The sequence below is a fragment of the Verrucosispora sp. FIM060022 genome (assembly GCF_003977705.1).
Taxonomy (GTDB): domain Bacteria; phylum Actinomycetota; class Actinomycetes; order Mycobacteriales; family Micromonosporaceae; genus Micromonospora; species Micromonospora gifhornensis.
Genome location: NZ_RQIV01000005.1, coordinates 262082 through 283110 on the forward strand (window position 1 = coordinate 262082; position 21029 = coordinate 283110).

Sequence of the window (21029 nt, forward strand, 5' to 3'; positions counted from 1 at the left end):
CGGCCACCGGACGACGTCAGTGGCGCAGGGTGTAGAAGCCGCGCCAGGGTGCGCCACCACCCCACAGCTGGTAGCTGCCGATCAACGCCAGCAGGTAGGCGGCGGTGGCCGGACCGGCCAGCAGCCAACCGCCTCCGGCCAGGACGGTCAACGCCAGCAGAATCGCCAGGTGTCTGCCTGTCGACTCGGCGAGGCCGAACAAGTGCAGCTCGACCGGGGTCAGCTCGTAGTTGCGGGGCGGTCGGGCACGGGCGGTGCTCGCCGGCCAGAGCCGCCCCACCCCGGCTACGTCGACCAGGTACATGCGCCGCAACCCCGGGCAGCGGCGCAGCTCGACGCTCAGCGGCAGCTGCGCACCGCCGGCCGGGTCACCGGCCAGCCGGCGCACCAGCCGGCGATCCCAGACGATCCGCTGGTACCAGATCCGGTCGGCGTCGCGTAGTTCGAGCCAGAACGATGTCGGCTCGACGCCCCAGTGCAGTTCCGCCACCAGGACCCACGCCTCGGCCGGTCGACCACGACGACACGCGCCGAGCAGCCAGCGCCCGAGCCGCCACATCCACGCCCAGGCCAACACGTACCCGGGCAGCAGCACCAGCTCCACGAGCACCGTTCGCCCCCGTGGTTCGATCTCGAAGAATTCGGGATACGCCGGCATCACCTCGTACGGCTGAGCCGGGTCGTACCGCACCGGCACCTGGCCGCCCTCCCGGTAGCTGTCCGGGTCCACCGGCTTCCACCGCACCCGCCACTCGGCGCCGGTGGTGTCGGGGTAGGCGACCTCGATCCGATCCTCCGCGCCGAGCCGGGCCCCGGTGACCGTGCCCAGGGCCTGCCCGGTCAACGACGCCACCTGCCGGCGCTCCCACTCCATCAGGTGCCACACCGTGCCGGCGATGGTCAGCACCAGCAACAGCCAGCCGATCAGGACCTTCCCGACGGCAAGGTTCGCCCGCTTCGGCGCGTCGACTGCCGACACCGGTGGCGGCGCTGCGGCCGCCGGGGTCGACGGCGCGAGAACATGGTCCCACTCGGTGAGGAACGCGCGGGCCCGTTCGGAGATCGCCGCGAGTTCGGGATCGACCGGCGGCGGCGCCACCTGGCGCTCGATTCGCAGGGCGGACCGCAGGAGGTAGACGCCGACCCCGAGGAGCAGGACGGTGAACCCGGTCGCCCACTTCCAGGTCTGGCCGTCGGTGTGCAGAGTGCCCGACGAAGGGCTGCTGATCCGGCCCGTCACCGTCACGCCGTCGTCCCAGGGGGCGCCGTAGCGGGGCATGAGCTTCACCGCGTCGATGCGGACAGCGCCGTCGGCGGAGACGAACGGCCCGGAACAGGTCCACTGGGGTCCGTCGTCGGTGTCGGCGTACACGCAGTCCTCGACGGTCACCGCACCGGCCACCCCGCCGTACGTCGCCCGGAACGAGTCGACCGCGAGGACGGCCATCCAGATCACGCCCCCGAAGATGACCGTGACGAACGAGAGCAGCAACCAGTGGTGCAACTCGAACGCACGCATCCGGCGCAACGGCCCTCCCGATCGTCGTGTCGTCGCATGGCGACAGGGTGATCCGACACTGTAGGCGAGCCCGGCGAGCGACCCGAGCGCCGATAGTCTCGACGGATGACCGAATCGGGACCGACCCAGGCCGCGAAACTGCTCGGCCAGGCCCGACGGACGGTGGTCTTCACCGGCGCGGGCATGTCCGCCGAGAGCGGTGTGCCGACCTTCCGCGACGCGCTCACCGGCCTGTGGCAGCGTTACGACGCCCAGCAGTTGGCCACCCCGGAGGCGTTCGACGCCGACCCGGACCTCGTCTGGGGCTGGTACGAGTGGCGGCGCGCCGTCGTCGCGCGGGCCCGACCGCACCCGGGGCACCTGGCCGTCGCGGCGATCGAGGCCCGCGCCCCGCACAGCGTGCTGATCACCCAGAACGTGGACGACCTGCACGAGCGGGCCGGCTCCACCGCCCCGCTGCACCTGCACGGCAGCCTGTTCGCGCCCCGCTGCTCCGCCTGCGCCCACCCGGCGTCGACAGGTGACCCGGCCGAACCGGCCGAGGGACGCCGGCTGCCGCCGCCGCGCTGCGACCGCTGTTCCGCGCCGATCCGGCCGGGCGTGGTGTGGTTCGGGGAGGCGTTGCCGCAGCCGGCCCTGGAAGCCGCCGCCGAGGCCGCCGCCTCCTGCGACGTACTGCTGACCGTCGGCACCTCCGGCCTGGTCTATCCGGCCGCGGAGATCCCGCACGTCGCGGCCCGCTGCGGCGCCACGGTGATCCAGGTCAATCCGGAACCGACGCCGCTGGACCAGGTGTCCGACATCAACCTGCGCGGCCCGGCGGCCCGGGTGCTGCCCGCCCTGGTCGACGCCGCCTGGGGCGGCGCCGGGTGACTACGGGCGTTCGACCCGGACCGGGTCACCGCGTACCAGCCGGTCGTGCAGCTGCCACCGGGCGGTGGTGGCGTCGCGTACCGCCGTCTCGTCGCGGTCCGCGAGTCGCTGCCGCAGCAACCGCAGCGCGATCCGGCGGTTGAGGCTGAACTGCCGTTCGGTGTCGACCACGACCACCAACCCCGTCGGGCGGTGTGTCGCCCGTACCGCGGTGCTGACCTTGTTGCGGTGCTGACCGCCCGGCCCGCTGGTGCGGCAGGCGACCACCTCCACGTCGGACTCCTCGAAACAGGTGGCGTCCGGGTCCGCCGGGCAGGGCTGGGCGGTGACGTACCAGTTCTTCCGACCGACCCCGGCCCGGTACGGGCTGGGTGCCTGCCAGCACAGCGTGCCCGTCCAGGAGGCGGCGAACGCCTCGACACCAGCGCCGCCGACCTCCACCAGCACGGAGCGGTAGGTGCCGGGCCGGTCACCGGCGACCGTGTCGACCCGGTGCACCCGCAGTCGCTGCCGTGCGGCCTCGGCTTCGAGGCGTCGCAGCAGGTGGGCCAGCGCCCAGGCGCATTCCTGCGGGCCGCGTCCGGCCGACAGCAGCAGGCGTACCGTCATCGCCGGCCCCGCCGACGTCGCTCGTCGCGCCGCGACCCGACAGCGAGGTCGGCCGTCTTGTACGTGACAAGCGGAACCGTGGTCGCGATCGGGGTGGCCAACCGGTGTTCGACCAGGTCGTCGATCACCTGCTCGATGCGTTTGTACGCCCCCGGCGCCTCCTCGAAGAGCAACTGGCGGTCGCCGCACACCACGAGCGAGCCCACCGGCGTACGCCGAAGCTCCTCGACCGTGTGCTTGGCCCGCCCCCGGCGCAGCGCGTCGGCCCGGGACATCTTCCGCCCGGCGCCGTGCGCCACCGAGTAGTTCGCCTCCGGGCCGGCGTGCGCGGCCACCAGATAGGACGGGGTGCCCCGGGTACCGGCGATCAGCACGTCCCGGCCGTCACCCGGTGCCGCGCCCTTGCGGTGCAGGTAGCTGCCGTCACGTACCTCGACCAGGTTGTGACACTGGTCCACGACGGGCTCGGTCGGCGCGGCGCCCAGCGCGTACGCGACCCGGGCAGCCAACAGCCGACGGTTCAGCGCACCCCACCGCACGGCCTCGTCGTGCCGGGCCAGGTACGCCTGCGGATCCGGGGCCGGGCCGGCGCCGTGTCGTTCGGTGTGCTCGCGCAGGATCTGCTCGCCCAGTCCTCGGGAGCCGGTGTGCACGACGAGCACCAGGTCACCGGCGGCCAGCCCGAGACGACCCGCGTGGGTCGGGTCGAGCACCGCGCCGATCCGCGCCAGCTCGACGAAGTGGTTGCCCCGGCCCACCGTGCCGAGACCCTCGACGTGGCCGGCGGGTATCTCGCCGCTCACCACCGTCCACGCCGGATCATCGGCGTCGTGTTCGGGATGCAACGGCCGATCCAGGTCGGGGAACCGCGCGGCCAGCTTCTCCGGTACGGGTCGCTTGAGCCGGATCGGGAACACCGCGATGCCGCAGCCGATGTCGGATCCGACGAGGAACGGATACAGCACGCGGGACGTCATCGCGGCCCCGATCGGGGCGCCCTTGCCCGGATGCAGGTCAGGCATGGCGGCGACGTGGATCATGCCGTCGAGGGCGGCGACCTGACGGCACTGGGTATGGGCGTCGAACTCGATCCAACTGGTGGGCGACGCGAAGACGCTCATCGTGGCAGGACCGGACGCAGGCAGCATCGACTGCCGCAGGTGCAGCTCAGACAAGGAGTTCTCTCCCGAGGAGAAAGCGCAGGCACGGACGGTGGGTGAGGGCACGAGGGGGCGCGCGGAGGCATCTCGGCGCGGCGGGGTGCGATCCGTCAGTACGTCATGCGCCCACCCTGGCGCAGCCCACCCGCTCGGGCAACCGGTTTTCGTCGAGCTGCTGCCGCGTGGAGCACGCGGAAAGGTCGAGGTGCTGCCGCGCGGAGCGCGGGAAAAGTCGGTCCCGGCCGTTACTCTCACGCCTCGTGACGTCGCAGTTGAACGATATGCCCACCGACCTGCTGGAACTGTTCCCGGACGGTGCTCCGCGAACGCTCGCCGTGCCACTGCCGCCCGGCCGGACGGTACGCGGCAGCGAGGGTGCCGACGAACGACCCGTGTTGTGGATGAGCGAGGAGCCGGCACCGGCGGGCTTGTGGTCGCGCCTGCACGCGGCACATGAAAGCTCCGGGCTGTGGCCGTTGCTGCTGGACGGCCTCGGCGGTGACATGTCCCGCCCCTGGCAAGGCGGTGAGCTCTGGCAGGCGACCTCCACCCCCGACCAGCACGACGCCGAGCGGGTGCTCGCCGGCCGGTGGGCCGACCAGACCGGCGACGGCGACGACTCGCCGCCCCCGGCCGAGGAGGATCCGCTCGTCGCCCCGTACGGTCGGGCCTGGCCAGGCCTGGCACCGGCGCTGCCGCCCCGGGTCGCGGTGCGCGAGCACGCCGACCACTGGGCCGAGCAGCTGTCGCAGGCCCTGTCCGAGGCGCATCTCGGCCTGGTGCCCGCGCAGCGCAGCAGCGACGTGCTTGCCGCTGTCGGTTGGCACGGCGCGATCAACCACATCGGTGTCGCCGAGTTGTGCGCGGTGCTGCGCAGCTGGGAGGACCGCTTCGGGGTGCGGGTGATCGGCGCCGGCTTCGCCGAGCTGTACCTCAGTGTCGCTGCGCCGCCGAGCACCCTCGACGAGGCGCTGCCCATCGCCGCCGAACATTTCGCCTTCTGCCCGGACAACATCCTGCAGGGGCAGCGTCCGTACACTGTCGCCGCCTACGCCGAGCGTCTCGTCGATGCGCCGACCTGGGCGTTCTGGTGGGACTGAGCGCTGCGCTCAGACCTGCGGGCTGACCACCCCCGAGCAGGTGCGCGCACTCGGCCGGGGCCAACTCGTCACGCTATGGACAAAGCGGTATAGCGCGATGTGTTTACGCCATTCTCCGCACCGTCCTAATCTGCGGCTGCCGGTGTCTCCGGCGTTCCCTATCCGGCAGGAGAAAACGTTGCGAGTACCTTCGGTATTGCGTGCCTGCGCGGCCCTGGTCCTGACCGCCGTCGCCGTGGTCGCCGTCCCGGCCACCGCCCCCGCGACCACCGCCGCGGCGACCGCTTCGGTGGTGTCCGCCATGGCGGTACCTGACATCTCGCTGACCAACACAAAGGCGCATCTGCAGCAGTTCCAGACGATCGCGACAAGCAATGGCGGCAACCGACGCGCCACCAGCGCCGGCTACACCGCCTCGGTGACCTACGTGTACAACAAACTGGTCGCCGCCGGATTCACCGTGACCCGGCAGAACTGCACCTCCGGCTGCACCAGCGGCGCCGGCCCGAACGTGATCGCCGACTGGCCGGGCGGTGGGGACCCGAACAGCATCTACATGTTCGGCGCACACCTGGACGGGGTGTCCGCCGGTCCCGGCATCAACGACAACGCCTCCGGGTCGGCGACCCTGCTGGAGATCGCCCTGACTCTCGCGGCCACCAACCCGAGCCTGACCAGCCGCGTCCGGTTCGCCTTCTGGACCGACGAGGAGCAGGGCCTCAACGGATCGCGGTTCTACGCCAACACCCTGTCCAGCACGGAACGGGCGAAGATCAAGGCGTACTTCAACTTCGACATGGTCGGCTCGGTCAACGGCGGCTACTTCATCAACCGGATCACCTCCGTGCCCGGCCAGACGTTGAAGGCGTACTACGACTCCATCGGCGTGCCGACCGAGGAGAACACCGAAGGCGCCGGCCGTTCCGACGACGCCCCCTTCAACGCGATCGGCGTGCAGACCTCCGGCGTGGCGGCGGGTGCGTCCCGGGTGAAGACCGCCGCGCAGGTGACCAAGTGGGGCGGCACCCAGAGCGCCTTCGACCCCTGCTACCACCGGGCGTGCGACACGTACCCGAGCAACATCTCCGACACCGTGCTCAACCGGGCCGGTGACGCCGCCGCGTACGCCCTCTGGACCCTGGCCGCCGGCACCCCGGCGACGACGGTCTGGTCGGACACCTTCGAGACCGCCACCGGCTGGACCACAAACCCCGCCGGCACCGACACCGCCACCAGCGGCAGTTGGGAGCGCGGCGTGCCGCAGGCCACCAACTCCAGCGGCGCCAAGCAACTCACCGCCCTCTCCGGCACGAACGACCTGGTCACCGGCAGGCTCGCCGGCACCTCCGCCGGCGACCACGACATCGACGGCGGTACGACGAGCGTCCGCTCACCCGCCATCACGCTGCCCGCCACCGGCCCGCTCACCCTGAAGCTGTCCTGGTACCTCGCCCACGGCAGCAACGCCACAAGCGCGGACTTCTTCCGGGTCTCCGTGGTCCACAACGGCGGCACCACCGCCCTGTTCACCCAGTCGGCCAGCGCCACCAACCGCAACGCCGCCTGGACGTCAGGCAGTTGGAGCCTGAGCAGCTACGCCGGCCAGAGCATCCGGATCCTGATCGAAGCCGCCGACGCCGGCACCGCCAGCCTGGTCGAAGCCGCCGTCGACGACGTCGTCATCACCCAGGGATAGCCCCGGCGTCGACGTGCCCGGATCAGCCGGTCCCGCTCAGGGGGACAGGTCGGTCCGGGCCGCGCCGGTTGCCGGATCGTACGGGTAGGACAGGTGCTGGTGGACCAGCCGCCAGGCACCTGCTGGGGTGCCGCGGCCAGGTAGCCAATACCCTTGACCATGAGTATGGCTTCTGGCACGTCAAACGCTCGGGCTGGACCGGTCCGCGCTCGCTGCTCCACTCGAGAGGTACGTCTATGCCCGGCACATCGGAATCCGTCACGTACCTCATCGTGGATGGGGAGAACATCGACGCCACTCTCGGCAACAGTGTTCTGGAGCGCCGGCCGGCCCCCGCGGAGCGACCCCGGTGGGAGCGTCTGCGGGAGTTCGCGCGCGACACGTGGCGGCAGCCGGTGAAGGGACTGTTCTTCCTCAACGCCTCGGGTGGCGCACTGCCGATGCCCTTCGTCCGGGCCCTGCTGAGCATGGATTACCGGCCCATCCCGCTGGCTGGTTCATCGGATCAGAAGGTGGTGGACATCGGCATTCAGCGGACACTGGAGGCCATCGCCCGACGTTCGGGCAATGTGATGCTCGCCAGCCACGACGGCGACTTTCTGCCGCAGCTCGGCGAGCTGCTGGAAGGCGATCGTCAGGTCGCGGTCGTCGGGTTCAAGGAGTTCCTCAACGCCGGCTTCGCCGAGCTGCCGGGCCTACAGGTATTCGACATCGAGGAGGACGCGGACTGCTTCACCAACGTGCTTCCTCGGGTGCGCATCATCGACCTTGAAAGCTTCGACCCGGAGCGCTTCCTGTAGGCCGGACAGCATCCGCGTACCGCGATGGCGGTTTGGCGGGTCTGCCGGTAGCGGAATCGCTTGGCCGCTGGCGGCACAGGAGGCAATGCTCAGCTGGTGCCTGACCTGATCGACATCATGCTCGGCGGCCTCCGGCTCTCGCTGCGGGTGTGGCCGGCTGCCGATCCGGCCCGTACCCCCGTGGTGCTGCTACCCGCCACCGGCCGAACTGCCGAGGACTGGGATGTGGTCGCGGCGGAGTTGGCCGCCGATCGGACGGTGTACGGCGTTGACCTGCGCGGTCACGGAGGCAGTGACTGGCCCGGTGCGTACCGGCTGGAGTTGTTCACCCAGGACGTCCTGGGCGTCCTCGGCCACCTCGACAGCGGCCCGGTCGACCTGATCGGCCACTCCCTCGGTGGCCTCGTCGCCTGCCGAGCGGCCGCAGCCAGACCGCAACACATCCGTCGCCTGGTGTTGGAGGACATCGGCTTCCCGCATCCGCGCCCACCTGCGCCACCGCAGCGGCCGGCGGGGAAGTTGCCGTTCGACTGGCGGGTGGTGGAGCAGGTCCGCCCCGAGATCGACGATCCGGGTCGGGACTGGGCCGAGATCATCGCCCGGATCACCGTACCCACCCTGCTGATCGGCGGCGGCCCGTCGAGCCCGGTGCCTCAGCAGCACATCGCCGAACTCGCCAACCGCCTCGCCGACGCCCGCCTCGCCACCATTCCCGCAGGCCACCTGATACACGAAACCGCCCCGACGGCCTACCTCAACACCCTGACCACCTTCCTGACCCCCTGACGCCCCTCACACTCTCGCGTTGAGCATGAGGCTGGCGGCACTGTGGAGATCAGCATCTGCCGGCAACTCCGACAGGCAGGGATGCGGGGTGAGGGTCAGTCGCGGAGGGGGTAGGGGATGAAGGTGCTGCGGTTCTCGTCCAGGTCCAGGGGACGGCTGATGGGTGGGGCGGCGCGTTGGGGGCAGGTCATCCGGTCGCAGGTCTTGCAGCCAGGGCCGATCGGGGTGGCGGCCTCGGCGGCGTGCAGGTCGACGCCGGTGGAGTAGACCAGCCGGCCGGCGTGGCGGGTCTCGCAGCCCAGCCCGATCGCGTACACCTTGCCGGGTTGGCCGTAGCCGCCGTGGTGGCGGGTGATGGTGCGGGCGATCCACAGGTAGCGCTGACCGTCCGGCATCGCGGCGACCTGGGTGACCACCCGGCCCGGCGCGCCGAACGCCTCGTAGACGTTCCACAGCGGACAGGTGCCGCCGGTCCGGGAGAACGGGAAGCCGGTGGCGGACTGGCGTTTGGACATGTTCCCGGCCCGGTCGACCCGGACGAAGGAGAACGGCACCCCGCGCGCCCGGGGCCGTTGCAGGGTGCTGAGTCGGTGGCAGACCGTCTCCCAGCCGATCGCGTAGTGCTGGGTGAGCAGTTCGATGTCGTACCGGCGCTGCTCGGCGGCGGTCAGGAACTGGTCGTACGGCAGGATCAGCGCGGCCGCGAAGTAGTTGGCCAGCCCGACCCGGGTCAGGATCTGGGTCTGCGGGTCGTCGAAGTTCTCCGACTCGACGATCTCGTCGATGACGTCGGCGAATTCCAGCAGCGCGATCTGCGCGGCCATCCGCATCGCCTCCTGCCCGCCGCGCAGCGAGGTGGACAGGTGCAGGGTGCGGGTCTGCGGCCGGTAGCGGTGCAGCTCACCGCCGAGCGCGCCGTCGTCCTCGCGCAGGATGCGTACGCCGTGCCGTTGGGCCAGGCGGTCGCGCAACCGGCCGCGGACCTCGCCGCGCCGCAACCCCATCGCGGCGGCCAGCCGCTCGGCCTCCTCGTCCATTTCCGGCACGTAGTTCTGCCGCCGGTAGAAGAACTCGGTGACCTGGTCGTGCGGGCTGCGGCCGAGTCGTTCCCGGTCGCCGACCAGCTCGGCGAGCTGCTCCTCGGCCTGTTGGTAGCGCCGGTGCAGGTCGATGACGGCGGCGGCGAGCTCGGGCAGCCGGGTGGCCAGCTCGGTCAGCTCGGCGGGGCTGGCCCGGTTGGGCAGGGCCTCCCGCAGCCCGGTGACCAGGCGTGGGGTGTCGTGGGCGGCGAACACGGTGGGGTCGACACCGAAGAGTTCGGTGATCCGCAGCAGCACCGGCACGGTCAGCGGCCGGGTGTCGTGCTCGATCTGGTTGAGGTAGCTGGGGGAGATGCCCAGGTGTCGGGCCAGCTCGGTCTGGCTGAGCGCGCGTTCCTCGCGCAACCGGCGTAGCCGCGCCCCGGCGAAGATCTTACTGATTGTCCTCACCTCCCACGCCAGCAGGTTTTGTCGGGTCACATTAGCACCGCTGCCAATAAGCCGATTAACAACTTTGCAAAACGCTTCCGAGGATTTACAAGAATTGGCATTTTCCGTCCCTCGACCCCCGCCGAACAGGCGTGTGACCGTGGTCTGCACCACCGGCGGCCGGGCAGCGGAGCTCACCGGCCACGGTGTGCCACGAATGGTGAAGGGACACGAGACGATGCCTACTCCGGTCGAGCAGTTGCAGCACGAATGGGACACCAACCCCCGCTGGCGGGGTGTGCGTCGGAGCTACCGCGCCGAGGACGTGGTGCGGTTGCGCGGCGCGATCCAGGAGGAGCACACCCTGGCCCGGCACGGCGCGAACCGGCTGTGGCGGCTGCTGAACAGCGAGGACTACATCCACGCGCTCGGCGCCCTCACCGGCAACCAGGCCGTGCAGATGGTCCGGGCCGGGCTCAAGGCGATCTACCTGTCCGGCTGGCAGGTGGCTGCCGACGCCAACCTGGCCGGCCACACCTACCCCGACCAGAGCCTCTACCCGGCCAACTCGGTGCCCGCGGTGGTCCGCCGAATCAACAACGCGCTGCTGCGCGCCGCGCAGATCACCACCGCCGAGGGGGACACCTCGGCCATCGACTGGCTGGCCCCGATCGTCGCCGACGCCGAGGCCGGTTTCGGTGGAGTGCTCAACGCGTACGAGCTGATGAACGCCATGATCGCCGCCGGCGCGGCCGGGGTGCACTGGGAGGACCAGCTCGCCAGCGAGAAGAAGTGCGGCCACCTCGGCGGCAAGGTGCTCATTCCCACCGGGCAGCACGTCCGTACCCTGGAGGCGGCCCGGCTGGCCGCCGACGTGGCCGGGGTGCCGACCGTGGTCATCGCCCGCACCGACGCCCAGGCGGCCACCCTGCTCACCACCGACGTGGACGAGCGCGACCAGCCCTTCGTCACCGGCGAGCGCACCGCCGAGGGCTTCTACCGGGTGCGCAACGGCATCGAGCCGTGCATCGCCCGGGGCCTGGCGTACGCCCCGCACGCCGACCTGCTCTGGATGGAGACCAGCACCCCGGACCTGGAGGTGGCCCGCCGCTTCGCCGAGGCGATCAAGGCGGAGTACCCGGACCAGTTGCTGGCCTACAACTGCTCGCCGTCGTTCAACTGGCGCAAGCACCTCGACGACGCGACCATCGCCAAGTTCCAGCGGGAGCTCGGCCACATGGGCTACAAGTTCCAGTTCATCACCCTGGCCGGCTTCCACGCCCTGAACTACTCGATGTTCGACCTGGCCCGGGGCTACGCCACCGACGGGATGGCCGCCTACGTGTCGCTGCAGGAGCGGGAGTTCGCCGCCGAGCCGGCCGGCTACACCGCCGTCAAGCACCAGCGCGAGGTCGGCACCGGCTACTTCGACCTGATCAGCACCGTCCTCAACCCGGCCGCCGAGACCACCGCGCTGCGCGGCTCCACCGAAGAGGAGCAGTTCGCATGAGGTACGAGGTCATCGGCCCGATGGCCGAACGCTTCGACGAGGTGCTCACGCCCGAGGCGCTGGAGTTCCTGGTCACCCTGGACAGCGAGTTCGCCGCCCGGCGGGTCGCCCTGCTGGACACCCGCCGGGCGCGCCGCGACCGGTTCGCCACCGGCCAGCTGCCCGACTTCCTGCCGGAGACCATCGGCGTGCGGGCCGACCCGACCTGGCGGGTGGCCCCACCGGCACCAGGGCTGGAAGACCGGCGCGTCGAGATCACCGGCCCACCGGAACGCAAGATGACCATCAACGCGCTGAACTCCGGCGCCAAGGTGTGGCTCGCCGACTTCGAGGACGCCACCGCCCCCACCTGGGAAAACGTCATCGGTGGACAACTCAACCTGATGGACGCCCTGGAGCGGCGGATCGACTTCACCGACCCGCGCGGCAAGCGGTACGCCCTCGGCGAGGAACTGGCCACCATCGTGGTCCGGCCGCGCGGCTGGCACCTGGTGGAGAAGGGCATCGTGGTGGACGGGCGGCCGATTTCGGCCAGCCTTGTCGACTTCGGGCTCTATCTGTTCCACTGCGCCCGTCGGCAACTCGCCGCCGGCGCCGGACCGTACTTCTACCTGCCGAAGCTGGAGGACCACCGCGAGGCCCGGCTGTGGAACGACATCTTCGTCTTCGCCCAGCACTATTTGAAGCTGCCGCAGGGCACCATCCGGGCGACCACCCTGATCGAGACGATCACGGCGGCCTTCGAGATGGAGGAGATCCTCTACGAGCTGCGCGAACACTCGGCCGGGTTGAACGCCGGCCGGTGGGACTACATCTTCAGCATCATCAAGAACTTCGGGCAGTGGCCGGACTTCGTCCTGCCGGACCGGGCCGCGGTCACCATGACGGTGCCGTTCATGCGGGCGTACACCGAGTTGCTGGTGCGGACCTGTCACCGACGTGGCGCGCACGCGATCGGCGGGATGGCCGCCTTCGTGCCCAGCCGGGATCCGGAGGTCAACGAGAACGCCCTGGCCAAGGTGCGGGCGGACAAGCAGCGGGAGGCCGGCGACGGGTTCGACGGCTCCTGGGTGGCGCACCCCGGCCTGGTGCCGACCTGCCGGGAGGTGTTCGACGCGGTGCTCGGCGAGCGCCCGCACCAGCTCGACCGGCAGCGGGACGAGGTGTCCGTGACCGCCGCCGACCTGCTCTCGGTGGACAAGACCCCGGGTCAGGTCACCGAGTCGGGCCTGCGGTCCAACATCGCGGTGGCGTTGCACTACATCGACGCCTGGCTCGGGGGAGCGGGCGCGGTGGCGCTGTGGAACCTGATGGAGGACGCCGCGACCGCCGAGATCGCCCGCTGCCAGGTGTGGCAGTGGCTGCACCACGGTACGCCGTTGGCCGAGGGCGGCAGCGTCACCTCAGACCGGGTGCGAGCGCTGCTGGCCGAGGAGCTGTCGGCGCTGTCCGAGGGGCGCGGCGACGCCGAGCGGGAACGCGCCGCGCAGGCGGCGCGCATCGTCGAGGAGACCGCGTTGGGCGAGGACCTGCCGGCCTTCTTCACCACCGGCGCGTACGCCCGGCACCTGGGGCCGCGCCGCCGGTCACTCGCGGCGGCCAGCTGACGGCAATCGGGGTGGGGCCTCTCGCCCCACCCCGGCCCGCCGTCGTCGTCGACCAGCGCCATCTGCGGCAACCGACCGCCCCGGTCACCCTCTCCCGTGCACGCGCTTTGCTCTGCTTCAACCCACGCAACGGTTACCCTCCGGATGCGGACCGGCGTGCCGCCGTTGCGGCACCGACAGCAGGAACCGCAGATCAACAGACCTGTGCGTGGGTTGAAGCAGAGCGAAGCGCGGACAGGGGCATTCGGCCGGCGGAGCTGTCGTGACGCACGGTGGGCGCGCGGAGGTCCGACCCGGGTCGTGGGTCAGCCGTCGATGCGGGTGATGTTGCGGATCTTGTTGGCGGCGTCCAGCGCCGCCACCTTGTACGCCTCGGCCAGGGTCGGGTAGTTGAACACCGTGTCGACCAGGTAGTCGACCGTGCCGCCGCAGCCCATCACCGCCTGCCCGATGTGCACGATCTCGGTCGCGCCGGTGCCGAAGACGTGCACGCCGAGCAGGCGTCCGTCGTCTGGCGAGACGAGCAACTTCAACATTCCGTACGAGTCGCCGACGATCTGCCCCCGGGCCAGCTCGCGGTAGCGGGCGATGCCCACCTCGAACGGGGTGGCGCTGTCGGTCAACTCGTCCTCGGTCTTACCGACGAAGCTGATCTCCGGGATGGTGTAGATCCCGATCGGCTGCAACTCGTGCATCGCGCGTACCGGCTCGCCGCAGGCGTGCTGCGCGGCCAGCCGGCCCTGCTCCATCGAGGTCGACGCCAGCGCCGGGAAGCCGATCACGTCGCCGACGGCGTAGATGTGCTCCACGGCGGTGCGGAAGTGCGCGTCGACCTCGATGCGGCCCCGCCGGTCGGCGGTCAGGCCGGCCGCCTCCAGGGCCAGCCCGTCGGTCTGACCCTGCCGCCCGGCGGAGTACATGACGGTGTCCGCGGCGATCTTCTTGCCGCTCTTGAGGATGCACAGCGCGGCGGTCTGGTGCTTCTCCACCGCGGCGACCTCCTCGCCGAAGCGGAAGGTGACCGACAGGTCGCGCAGGTGGTACTTCAGGGACTCGACGACTTCTTCGTCGCAGAAGTCGAGCATCTTCTCCCGGCGTTCGACCACCGTCACCTTGGTGCCGAGGGCGGCGAACATGGAGGCGTACTCCATGCCGATCACCCCGGCGCCGACCACCACCATGCTGCGCGGCACGGCCTGCAGGTTGATGACGCCGTCGGAGTCGACGATGGTGCGGTCGTCGAAGTCGACGCTGTCCGGGCGGGCCGGACGGGTGCCGGCGGCGATGATCGCCTTGTCGAACGTCACCTTCGACTCGTGACCGGATCCGCCGTCGACCCAGACCGAGTGGGCGTCGGCGAACCGTCCGGTGCCGGTGATCATCGTGACCCGGTTGCGGGCCAACTGGTTGCGGATCACGTCGGTCTGCCGGTTGATCACGTGCTGGGTGCGGGCGGCCAGGTCGCTGACCGTGATGTCTTCCTTGACCCGGTAGCTGCTGCCGTAGAGGTCCCGCTGGCTCAGGCCGGTCAGGTAGAGCACGGCCTCGCGCAGCGTCTTGGACGGCACGGTGCCGGTGTTGATGCACACCCCGCCGATCATGTCGCGCCGTTCCACCAGACCGACCCGTCGGCCGAGCTTGGCGGCGGCGATCGCGGCCTTCTGACCACTGGGTCCGGAACCCAGCACCAACACGTCGTAGTCGTACATGGCCGCAAGCGTCGCAAGCGGCGTCCACTCGCGCCAGGCCTGCCGGCCGCCCGGGGCAAGGGTTTACCTACTCGGAACGTTGTCGATGTTTGACATGCAAGTCGTTGCTTGCCTATTGTTCGGCGGTGGGCGACGTGTACAAGGCGCTGGCGGATCCCACCCGGCGTGCCATCCTCGACGAGTTGCAGGATCGCAGTGGCCAGACGCTGTTCGAGTTGTGCGTCCGCTTGACGGGCAAGGGGTTCACCTCGACACGCCAGGCCATCTCCCAGCACCTCGCGGTGCTGGCCGAGGCGGGGCTGGTGGTGTTGCGGCGTCAGGGCCGGTACACCTTCATCGACCTGGACACGTCTCCACTTCAGCAGATCTATCAGAGATGGCGGGTGGGACCATGCGAATCGGACACATGAGTGTTCTCGTCGACGACCAGGCCAAGGCCCTGGCCTTCTACACCGGGGTGCTCGGCTTCATCAAGAAGACCGAGGTGCCGCTGGGTGAATACAGTTGGTTGACCGTGGTCTCCCCGGAGGATCCGGAGGGCGTGGAGCTGGTCCTCGAACCGGACCAGCACCCGGCCGCCCTCGCCTACAAGAAGGCCCTCGTCGCCGACGGGATCCCGGTCACCATGTTCACCGTCGCGGACGTGTCCGTCGAGTACGAGCGGCTGACCGCGCAGGGAGTGACCTTCACCCAGCCGCCGCTGGACGCGGGGACCGTGACGACCGCTGTCTTCGACGACACCTGCGGCAACCTCATCCAGATCGTGGCGCCGCAGGGGTAGGGCGGTCACCGACCGCGGTGCCCCGGCGGGCGGGACGGGGGCTGGCGCCCGTGGGGCGCACGCCCGCCCGCCGGGGTCCGGACCCGCGTCTCAGCAGTTGCGCAGCTCCGGAGACTGGTTGAGCAGTTGGCCACGAGCGGAGACGAAGCGACGGTAGGTGTCGGAGTCGACGGCCGCGGTGCGGAACGCCGCGACCCGATGGCAGTTCTGGAAGGCCAGCTTCACCCCGAAGTGCTGCTCCAGGCCGGCGCGGATCGCGTCGCTGGCCATGGCGCGCAGCAGTTGGCCCCGTTCTGCGTCACCGGGTGGCGCGATCACGTTGTCGGAGAACTCGACGTCCGAGGTGGCCAGCTCCGCGGCCACCCGGCTGACGGTCTGCCAGGCGTACGGCAGCGATTCGCGGACGCAGGCGATGAACTCCTCGTCGGTGACGGGCCCGGACTCGGCGGCTCGCAGGAGGTCAGGTGACACGGTGAGAGACATGCTTCTCCTCGCTTAATGGAAACGATTGTCGTTTGCGCGCGCAGTCCGAGCACACCATGGCACCCGTACGCTGTCAACGCTCCTGCGCGTCGCCACGCCGGTGGTCGGTTCGGTTCGGTGGGTATCCCCTGGTGGGGTGCGCGGGCTGGCACTTTCGGCCATCTCCACAGGGAAGCTTGATCATGATAGGTTAGGCTTGCCTAACTTGGAGGTGCTTATGGGGTTCGCCGCAGAGGTGCGAGAGCTGACCAGGGCGGACCATCGGGCCGCGCAGAGTGTGACGTACTTCGACGCGTTGTTGTCGGGACATCTGGACCGGGCCGGGTACGCCGCGCTGCTCGAACAGCTGCACGTGGTCTACCAGACCTTGGAAGAGGCCGCCGACACGATGCGCGACGATCCGGTGGCCGGCCCGTTCGTCGTCGACGAGCTGCGTCGACTGCCGCGCATCGTCGATGATCTGTCCTTCCTGCACGGTCCGGACTGGACCGGTCCGATCGTCCCGAGCGCCGCCACCGACGAGTACCGGGCGCGTCTGCGCGAGGTGGCCTTCTCCTGGCCGGCCGGTTTCGTCGCCCACCACTACACCCGATACCTGGGTGACCTCTCCGGTGGTCAGGTGATGGCCCGGGCGCTGCACCGCACCTTCGGCTTCGACACCGACGGGGTGCAGTTCTTCCTCTTCCCCGGCCTGGACGCGCGTGCCTTCAAGCAGCAGTACCGGGAGCTGCTCGACGCGGCGCCCTGGGACGCCGTCGAGCGGCAACGTTTCCTCGACGAGGTGTCGTACGCCTACCGGCTGAACACCGCCATGCTCGACGACCTGGGGCGGGCCGTGACGCAGGAGAGTGCGGCGTGAGCGCCGCGAACCCGTTCCCGCCGGAAGTCGTCGCGGCGGTGATGCGACACATGAACACCGACCACGCCGACGACTGCCGGGTGATCTGCCAGGGGCTGGGCAGCCAGCCGACGGCCACCGCGGCCGCCATGTCCGGCATGGACGCCGACGCGATGGAGTTCCTGGCCGTCGTGGACGGCGTCGAGGTGCCGGTGCGCATCCCGTTCTCCAGCCGTATCGCCGAACGCCGACAGATCCGTGCCGAGGCCGCCCGGATGTACCGCGAGGCGTGCGCCGCGCTGGGCCGCACCCCCCGCCCGGAAGCCAGCTGAACCCGACCGGCCTCGGCGGGAACCTGACCTGACGCCCCTGACCAGCCCGGCTGGTCAGGGGCGTACTGGCAGCACCAGCGGGACACCGGTGTGCGGGTGGGGCAGCACCTCGACCTCGTGCTGATAGACCTCACTGAGCCGGTCGGCGGTGAGCACCGCGTCCGGCGGCCCGTCGGCGACCAGCCGGCCACCGGCCAGCAACGCGATCCGGTCCGCGTACGCCGCCGCCAGGCCCAGGTCGTGCAGCACGATCACGACGCTGCCACCCTGCTGGGCCCGGTCGCGGGCCAGCCGGAGCACCAACTCCTGGTGATGCAGGTCCAGCGCGGCGGTGGGCTCGTCCAGCAGCAGCATCGGGGTGCGCTGGGCGAGCACCCGGGCCAGTGCCACGCGGGCCTGTTCACCACCGGACAGCGCCGAGAACACCCGGCCGGCGAACGCCTGCATCCCGGTCAGCCGCAACGCCTCGGCCACCGCGTCGTCGTCCTTGGCGGCGAGCCGGGTGCCGGCCCACGGGGCACGTCCCATCGCCACGACCTCGGCCACGGTGAACGGGAACGACATGGTGGCGCGCTGCGGCAGCATGGCGCGCAGTCGGGCCAGCTCGACCGGCGCCCAACGGGTCAGCGGCCGGCCGGCGAACTCGATGGTGCCGGCGGCGGGAGCCAGGTCACCGCAGATCGCGGCGAGCAGGGTGCTCTTGCCGGCACCGTTGGGACCGACCAGCGCCAGCAGTTCGCCGGCACGAACCGAGAGGGACACGTCGGACAGGACCGGCCGCGCATCACGCCGGATGCCCAGACGCTCGGCCCGCAGGTCGACCCGCTCCGGGTCGACATCGGTCCATTTCATCCCCAACCTCCCGCTCGGGCTCGGGTCCGGCGCAGCAGCCAGAAGAAGCACGGTCCGCCCACCACAGCGGTCAACACGCCCAGCGGCAGTTCCTGGTAGTCGACCAGGGTGCGGGCGGCCAGATCCCCGGCCACCACCACGATGGCCCCGCCCAGGGCACTGGCCGGCAGCAACAGCCGGTGACCCGGGCCGGCGACCATCCGGACCAGGTGCGGCACGACCAGGCCGACGAAGGAGATCACGCCGGTGAAGGCCACGGCGGCGGCGCCGAGCAGGGCGGTCACCGCGACCATTCCCAGCCGCAGTCGTTCGACGTGGACACCGAGGTGCCGGGCCGACCGGTCGCCGAGGGCGAGCAGGTCGAGGCGGCGGGCGGCGGCGACCGCGATCGCAATGCCGACCGCTGCGCACGGGGCGGTGACCGCCACCGCCGCCCAGTTCGCCTGCGCCAGGCTGCCGAGTTGCCAGAACGCGATGGCCCGCACCGCGTCCGCATCGCCGAAGAACATCAGCAGGCCGATCAGCGCGCCGGCCACCGCGTTGACCGCGATGCCGGTCAGCACCAGGGTGACCACCTCGGTCCGCCCGCCGACGCGCGACATCGAATAGACCAGGCCGGTGGCGGCGAGACCGCCCAGGAACGCACCGGCCGCCACCGTCCAGCCGCCGAACGTGGCCGCCCCGGTGACGATGACCGTGGCCGCGCCGACCGCCGCGCCGGAGGAGACGCCGATGACGCCGGGCTCGGCCAGGGGATTGCCGAAGACGCCCTGCATCAGCGCACCGGCACAGCCGAGCGCGGCTCCGACGATCACGGCGAGGACGACCCGGGGGAAGCGCACCACCCACAGCGCGCTCTCGCCGTGGGTGACGCTCGGCGTCGGTCCGATGTCGAGGCCGATGCGGTGCAGGATCGAGCCGAGCACCTCCGCCGGGGGGACCTGGACCTGCCCGGTGCCGGCGGCGACGAGGCAGAGCAGCAGCAGGGTCACCGCGAGGCCGGCGACGAGGGCGGCCCGTCTCACGCGCATGATCCGTAGACCGCGTCGGCCAACGCCCGGATGGCCCGACCGGTACGCGCACCGAAGGTGAGCAGCAGCCCGTCGTCCATGTCCACGATGCGGCGGTGCTGACCGGCCGGGGTCTGGGCCACGCCGGGCAGGGAGAGCAGCCCGTCGACGCCCTTGACCGACGCCAGTCCCTCGGTCATCACCAGGATCACGTCGGGCGCCGCGTTGATCAGCCCTTCGCTGGTCAGCGGCCGGAAGTTGGACAGCCCGATCTCGGTGCCGGCGTCGGTGGCGCCGATGGCGCGGACCATCTCGTCGGACCCGGCGCCCCTGCCGCCGATCAGGTAGACCCCCGCGGTGCCGCGGACGTACAGGAACGCGATGCGTAGTGGTGCCGTGTCGGGTGGGGCGGCTCGGCGGGCGGCGGCGATGTCGCCCTCCACCCGGGCCACCAGCTGTTCCCCGGCTTCCGGTACGCCAAGTGCGGCGGCGATGGTCCGGATGTTGCGGCCGATGGCGGCCAGGCTCTGTTCGTCGTCGACGAGGACCACCGGGATGCCGGCGCGGCGCAGCTGGGCGAGCACCTCGGGCGGCCCGATGCTGTCGTCGGCGAGGACGACGGTGGGGTTGAGTCGCAGAATGGCCTCGGTGGACAGGTCGTGTCCGGCCGGGGTGACCACGGGCAGGTCGCCGGCGGCGGGAAAGGTGGTGGAGGTGTCCCGGCCGATCACCCGGTCACCGAGCCCGAGGCTGAACACGATTTCGGCGATCGAACCGTAGAGGTTGACCGGCAGGATGCGGCTGGCGTCGGTGACCGTCACGCTGGAGCCGTCGGCCGAGGTGACCGTGGCCGGCAGGGTGCTGCCGGGATCGGCGCCGATCGGCTCGATGTCCACGTCGGTGACCACGGCCGTGGCAGGTCCGCAGCCCGTCGTCGGGGCCGCCGTCGAGGCGGCGGGCGCACAGGCGGTGAGGCCGAGCAGCGCGGGCAGCATCAGCAGCGTCAGGCACCTTCTCATCGCTGTTCCCGGCGTCGGTCCCGCATCCGCAGCGCCACCACGACGACCAGCAGCACGGCAAGTCCCGCCAGGACCGCGGTGAACCAGCGTCCCGCGCCGGTGCTGTCGCTGACCTGCGTGGTGAGCAGGGGCTGTTCGGCGCCGGGTGCCGGCGCGGCCTCGCCACCGGCGGCGTCGGTGGCCCCGGCAGCGGCAGCCGAGCCGACGATGGCTGCGGGTGCCGAGCCGGTGGCGGCCGGTGTGGTCGCGGCGGAGGTGTTCGTCGGCGCGGCGGAGGTGTTCGTGGGCGTGGCGGGAGCGGGTGCGGCCGGGGCGGCAGCGGGTGCGCTCGGGGCGGCCGGGGTGACGAAGGTTACCGGCACCTTGACGTCCTGGGACCGGTCCGAGGCGCGGGTGTGGTCGTTGCGGCTGGCCACCACGCAGCGGCGGGTGGTGCAGTCCACGTCACCGATCTTCGAGGTGATCTTCAGTTGCACGGTGAACGAGCCGCCCGCTCCGTACGGGACGGTCAGCCCTTCGGCGTACGAGGGCGGGTTGGAGGAGATCCAGTGCGAGGCGCCGGTGGAACCGGTGGTGTCGACGCCACCGCCGCACGGTGAGGGTGCCACGCCCGCCCCGTTGTCGACGCAGTACGCGACGTAGATCCCCTTGGTGGTGTCGTAGCCGGAACCGGTGACGGTGACGGTGGTGCCGCCGAGCGGGATCCCGGTCGTCTTGCTGACGGAGAGTCGTTGACCGTTGGGTCCCTTGCCGACCGTGTTGGCGTACGCGGGGGTGGCGAGGGCGCCGAGGGCCAGCAGCATCGCGCTGACCAGGGCAGCGGCTAGGCGGGCAGGCATGACTAACCTCCATGACTATGGTTAGGCTAACCTAAGT

Annotated in this window: 21 protein-coding genes; 11 read left to right on the forward strand and 10 right to left on the reverse strand. The window is 70.9% G+C overall.

Annotated elements, in window-relative coordinates; all coding sequences use genetic code 11:
- Positions 1 to 16 precede the first annotated feature (16 nt).
- Positions 17 to 1519 carry a hypothetical protein gene (locus EG812_RS16380; RefSeq protein ID WP_148113822.1) on the reverse strand — a complete coding sequence of 501 codons (1503 nt, stop codon included), beginning with the start codon at positions 1517 to 1519 and terminating at the stop codon, positions 17 to 19.
- Between the two features lie 105 nt (positions 1520 to 1624).
- Between EG812_RS16380 and EG812_RS16385 the strand changes: the two genes are divergently transcribed.
- Positions 1625 to 2392 carry an SIR2 family NAD-dependent protein deacylase gene (locus EG812_RS16385; protein WP_126712043.1) on the forward strand — a complete coding sequence of 256 codons (768 nt, stop codon included), beginning with the start codon at positions 1625 to 1627 and terminating at the stop codon, positions 2390 to 2392.
- Here EG812_RS16385 and prfH read toward each other — a convergent pair whose 3' ends face one another.
- Positions 2393 to 3001 carry a peptide chain release factor H gene (gene prfH, locus EG812_RS16390; protein ID WP_126712044.1) on the reverse strand — a complete coding sequence of 203 codons (609 nt, stop codon included), beginning with the start codon at positions 2999 to 3001 and terminating at the stop codon, positions 2393 to 2395. It lies immediately after the preceding gene.
- On the reverse strand, positions 2998 to 4149 hold the full coding sequence (locus EG812_RS16395; RefSeq protein WP_126712144.1) for an RNA ligase RtcB family protein: 1152 nt from the start codon (positions 4147 to 4149) through the stop codon (positions 2998 to 3000). The genes prfH and EG812_RS16395 overlap by 4 nt, the downstream gene beginning before the upstream one ends.
- Positions 4150 to 4421: 272 nt before the next feature.
- Here EG812_RS16395 and EG812_RS16400 point away from each other — a divergent pair, with 272 nt between their 5' ends.
- From EG812_RS16400 to EG812_RS16415, 4 genes are all read left to right on the forward strand, one after another.
- Entirely contained in the window at positions 4422 to 5261 is an 840-nt protein-coding gene (locus tag EG812_RS16400; protein ID WP_199743885.1) for a DUF4253 domain-containing protein, read from the forward strand.
- Between the two features lie 178 nt (positions 5262 to 5439).
- Entirely contained in the window at positions 5440 to 6957 is a 1518-nt protein-coding gene (locus EG812_RS16405) for a M20/M25/M40 family metallo-hydrolase (RefSeq protein ID WP_233579503.1), read from the forward strand.
- A gap of 236 nt (positions 6958 to 7193) precedes the next feature.
- Entirely contained in the window at positions 7194 to 7757 is a 564-nt protein-coding gene (locus EG812_RS16410; protein ID WP_013733590.1) for an NYN domain-containing protein, read from the forward strand.
- Between the two features lie 96 nt (positions 7758 to 7853).
- Positions 7854 to 8543, forward strand: coding sequence for an alpha/beta fold hydrolase (locus EG812_RS16415; protein WP_126712045.1), 690 nt, complete (start codon positions 7854 to 7856; stop codon positions 8541 to 8543).
- Between the two features lie 95 nt (positions 8544 to 8638).
- On the opposite strand, the gene EG812_RS16420 is transcribed toward EG812_RS16415, so the two are convergent.
- A complete protein-coding gene (locus tag EG812_RS16420; protein ID WP_199743886.1) occupies positions 8639 to 10033 on the reverse strand; it encodes a short-chain fatty acyl-CoA regulator family protein in 1395 nt (464 codons plus the stop codon).
- 217 nt (positions 10034 to 10250) lie between these two features.
- Between EG812_RS16420 and aceA the strand changes: the two genes are divergently transcribed.
- Both aceA and aceB read left to right on the forward strand, forming a co-directional pair.
- A complete protein-coding gene (aceA, locus tag EG812_RS16425; RefSeq protein WP_126712046.1) occupies positions 10251 to 11522 on the forward strand; it encodes an isocitrate lyase in 1272 nt (423 codons plus the stop codon).
- Complete coding sequence (gene aceB, locus EG812_RS16430) at positions 11519 to 13129, forward strand: malate synthase A (protein ID WP_126712047.1); 1611 nt, start codon at positions 11519 to 11521, stop codon at positions 13127 to 13129. Before aceA ends, aceB begins: the two co-directional genes overlap by 4 nt.
- Before the next feature lie 305 nt (positions 13130 to 13434).
- Here the strand turns inward: aceB and sthA are convergent, their stop codons facing one another.
- On the reverse strand, positions 13435 to 14838 hold the full coding sequence (sthA, locus tag EG812_RS16435) for a Si-specific NAD(P)(+) transhydrogenase (protein ID WP_013733595.1): 1404 nt from the start codon (positions 14836 to 14838) through the stop codon (positions 13435 to 13437).
- 125 nt (positions 14839 to 14963) lie between these two features.
- Between sthA and EG812_RS16440 the strand changes: the two genes are divergently transcribed.
- Both EG812_RS16440 and EG812_RS16445 read left to right on the forward strand, forming a co-directional pair.
- Positions 14964 to 15248: an ArsR/SmtB family transcription factor gene (locus EG812_RS16440; protein WP_043720698.1), complete on the forward strand. Its 285-nt coding sequence runs from the start codon at positions 14964 to 14966 to the stop codon at positions 15246 to 15248.
- Positions 15230 to 15619: a VOC family protein gene (locus tag EG812_RS16445; protein WP_043720701.1), complete on the forward strand. Its 390-nt coding sequence runs from the start codon at positions 15230 to 15232 to the stop codon at positions 15617 to 15619. The genes EG812_RS16440 and EG812_RS16445 overlap by 19 nt, the downstream gene beginning before the upstream one ends.
- 90 nt (positions 15620 to 15709) lie before the next feature.
- Here EG812_RS16445 and EG812_RS16450 read toward each other — a convergent pair whose 3' ends face one another.
- Positions 15710 to 16102 (reverse strand): SCO5389 family protein, encoded by a 393-nt coding sequence (locus EG812_RS16450; RefSeq protein WP_126712048.1) that lies wholly within the window; start codon positions 16100 to 16102, stop codon positions 15710 to 15712.
- A gap of 217 nt (positions 16103 to 16319) precedes the next feature.
- Here EG812_RS16450 and EG812_RS16455 point away from each other — a divergent pair, with 217 nt between their 5' ends.
- Both EG812_RS16455 and EG812_RS16460 read left to right on the forward strand, forming a co-directional pair.
- Positions 16320 to 16961, forward strand: a complete 642-nt coding sequence (locus tag EG812_RS16455) for a biliverdin-producing heme oxygenase (protein WP_013733599.1) — start codon at positions 16320 to 16322, stop codon at positions 16959 to 16961.
- Positions 16958 to 17272 carry a DUF2470 domain-containing protein gene (locus EG812_RS16460; protein ID WP_126712049.1) on the forward strand — a complete coding sequence of 105 codons (315 nt, stop codon included), beginning with the start codon at positions 16958 to 16960 and terminating at the stop codon, positions 17270 to 17272. The genes EG812_RS16455 and EG812_RS16460 overlap by 4 nt, the downstream gene beginning before the upstream one ends.
- A 54-nt stretch (positions 17273 to 17326) precedes the next feature.
- On the opposite strand, the gene EG812_RS16465 is transcribed toward EG812_RS16460, so the two are convergent.
- From EG812_RS16465 to EG812_RS16480, 4 genes are read right to left on the reverse strand one after another with little or no spacing between them, the layout of a single operon-like run.
- Positions 17327 to 18124 carry a heme ABC transporter ATP-binding protein gene (locus tag EG812_RS16465; RefSeq protein WP_126712050.1) on the reverse strand — a complete coding sequence of 266 codons (798 nt, stop codon included), beginning with the start codon at positions 18122 to 18124 and terminating at the stop codon, positions 17327 to 17329.
- The gene (locus tag EG812_RS16470; protein ID WP_126712051.1) at positions 18121 to 19149 is read right to left on the reverse strand and encodes a FecCD family ABC transporter permease; all 1029 of its coding nucleotides are present in this window, start codon (positions 19147 to 19149) and stop codon (positions 18121 to 18123) included. The genes EG812_RS16465 and EG812_RS16470 overlap by 4 nt, the downstream gene beginning before the upstream one ends.
- Positions 19146 to 20153, reverse strand: coding sequence for a heme/hemin ABC transporter substrate-binding protein (locus EG812_RS16475; protein WP_233579504.1), 1008 nt, complete (start codon positions 20151 to 20153; stop codon positions 19146 to 19148). The genes EG812_RS16470 and EG812_RS16475 overlap by 4 nt, the downstream gene beginning before the upstream one ends.
- Positions 20150 to 20992, reverse strand: a complete 843-nt coding sequence (locus tag EG812_RS16480) for a neocarzinostatin apoprotein domain-containing protein (RefSeq protein WP_126712052.1) — start codon at positions 20990 to 20992, stop codon at positions 20150 to 20152. Before EG812_RS16480 ends, EG812_RS16475 begins: the two co-directional genes overlap by 4 nt.
- Positions 20993 to 21029: the final 37 nt, after the last annotated feature.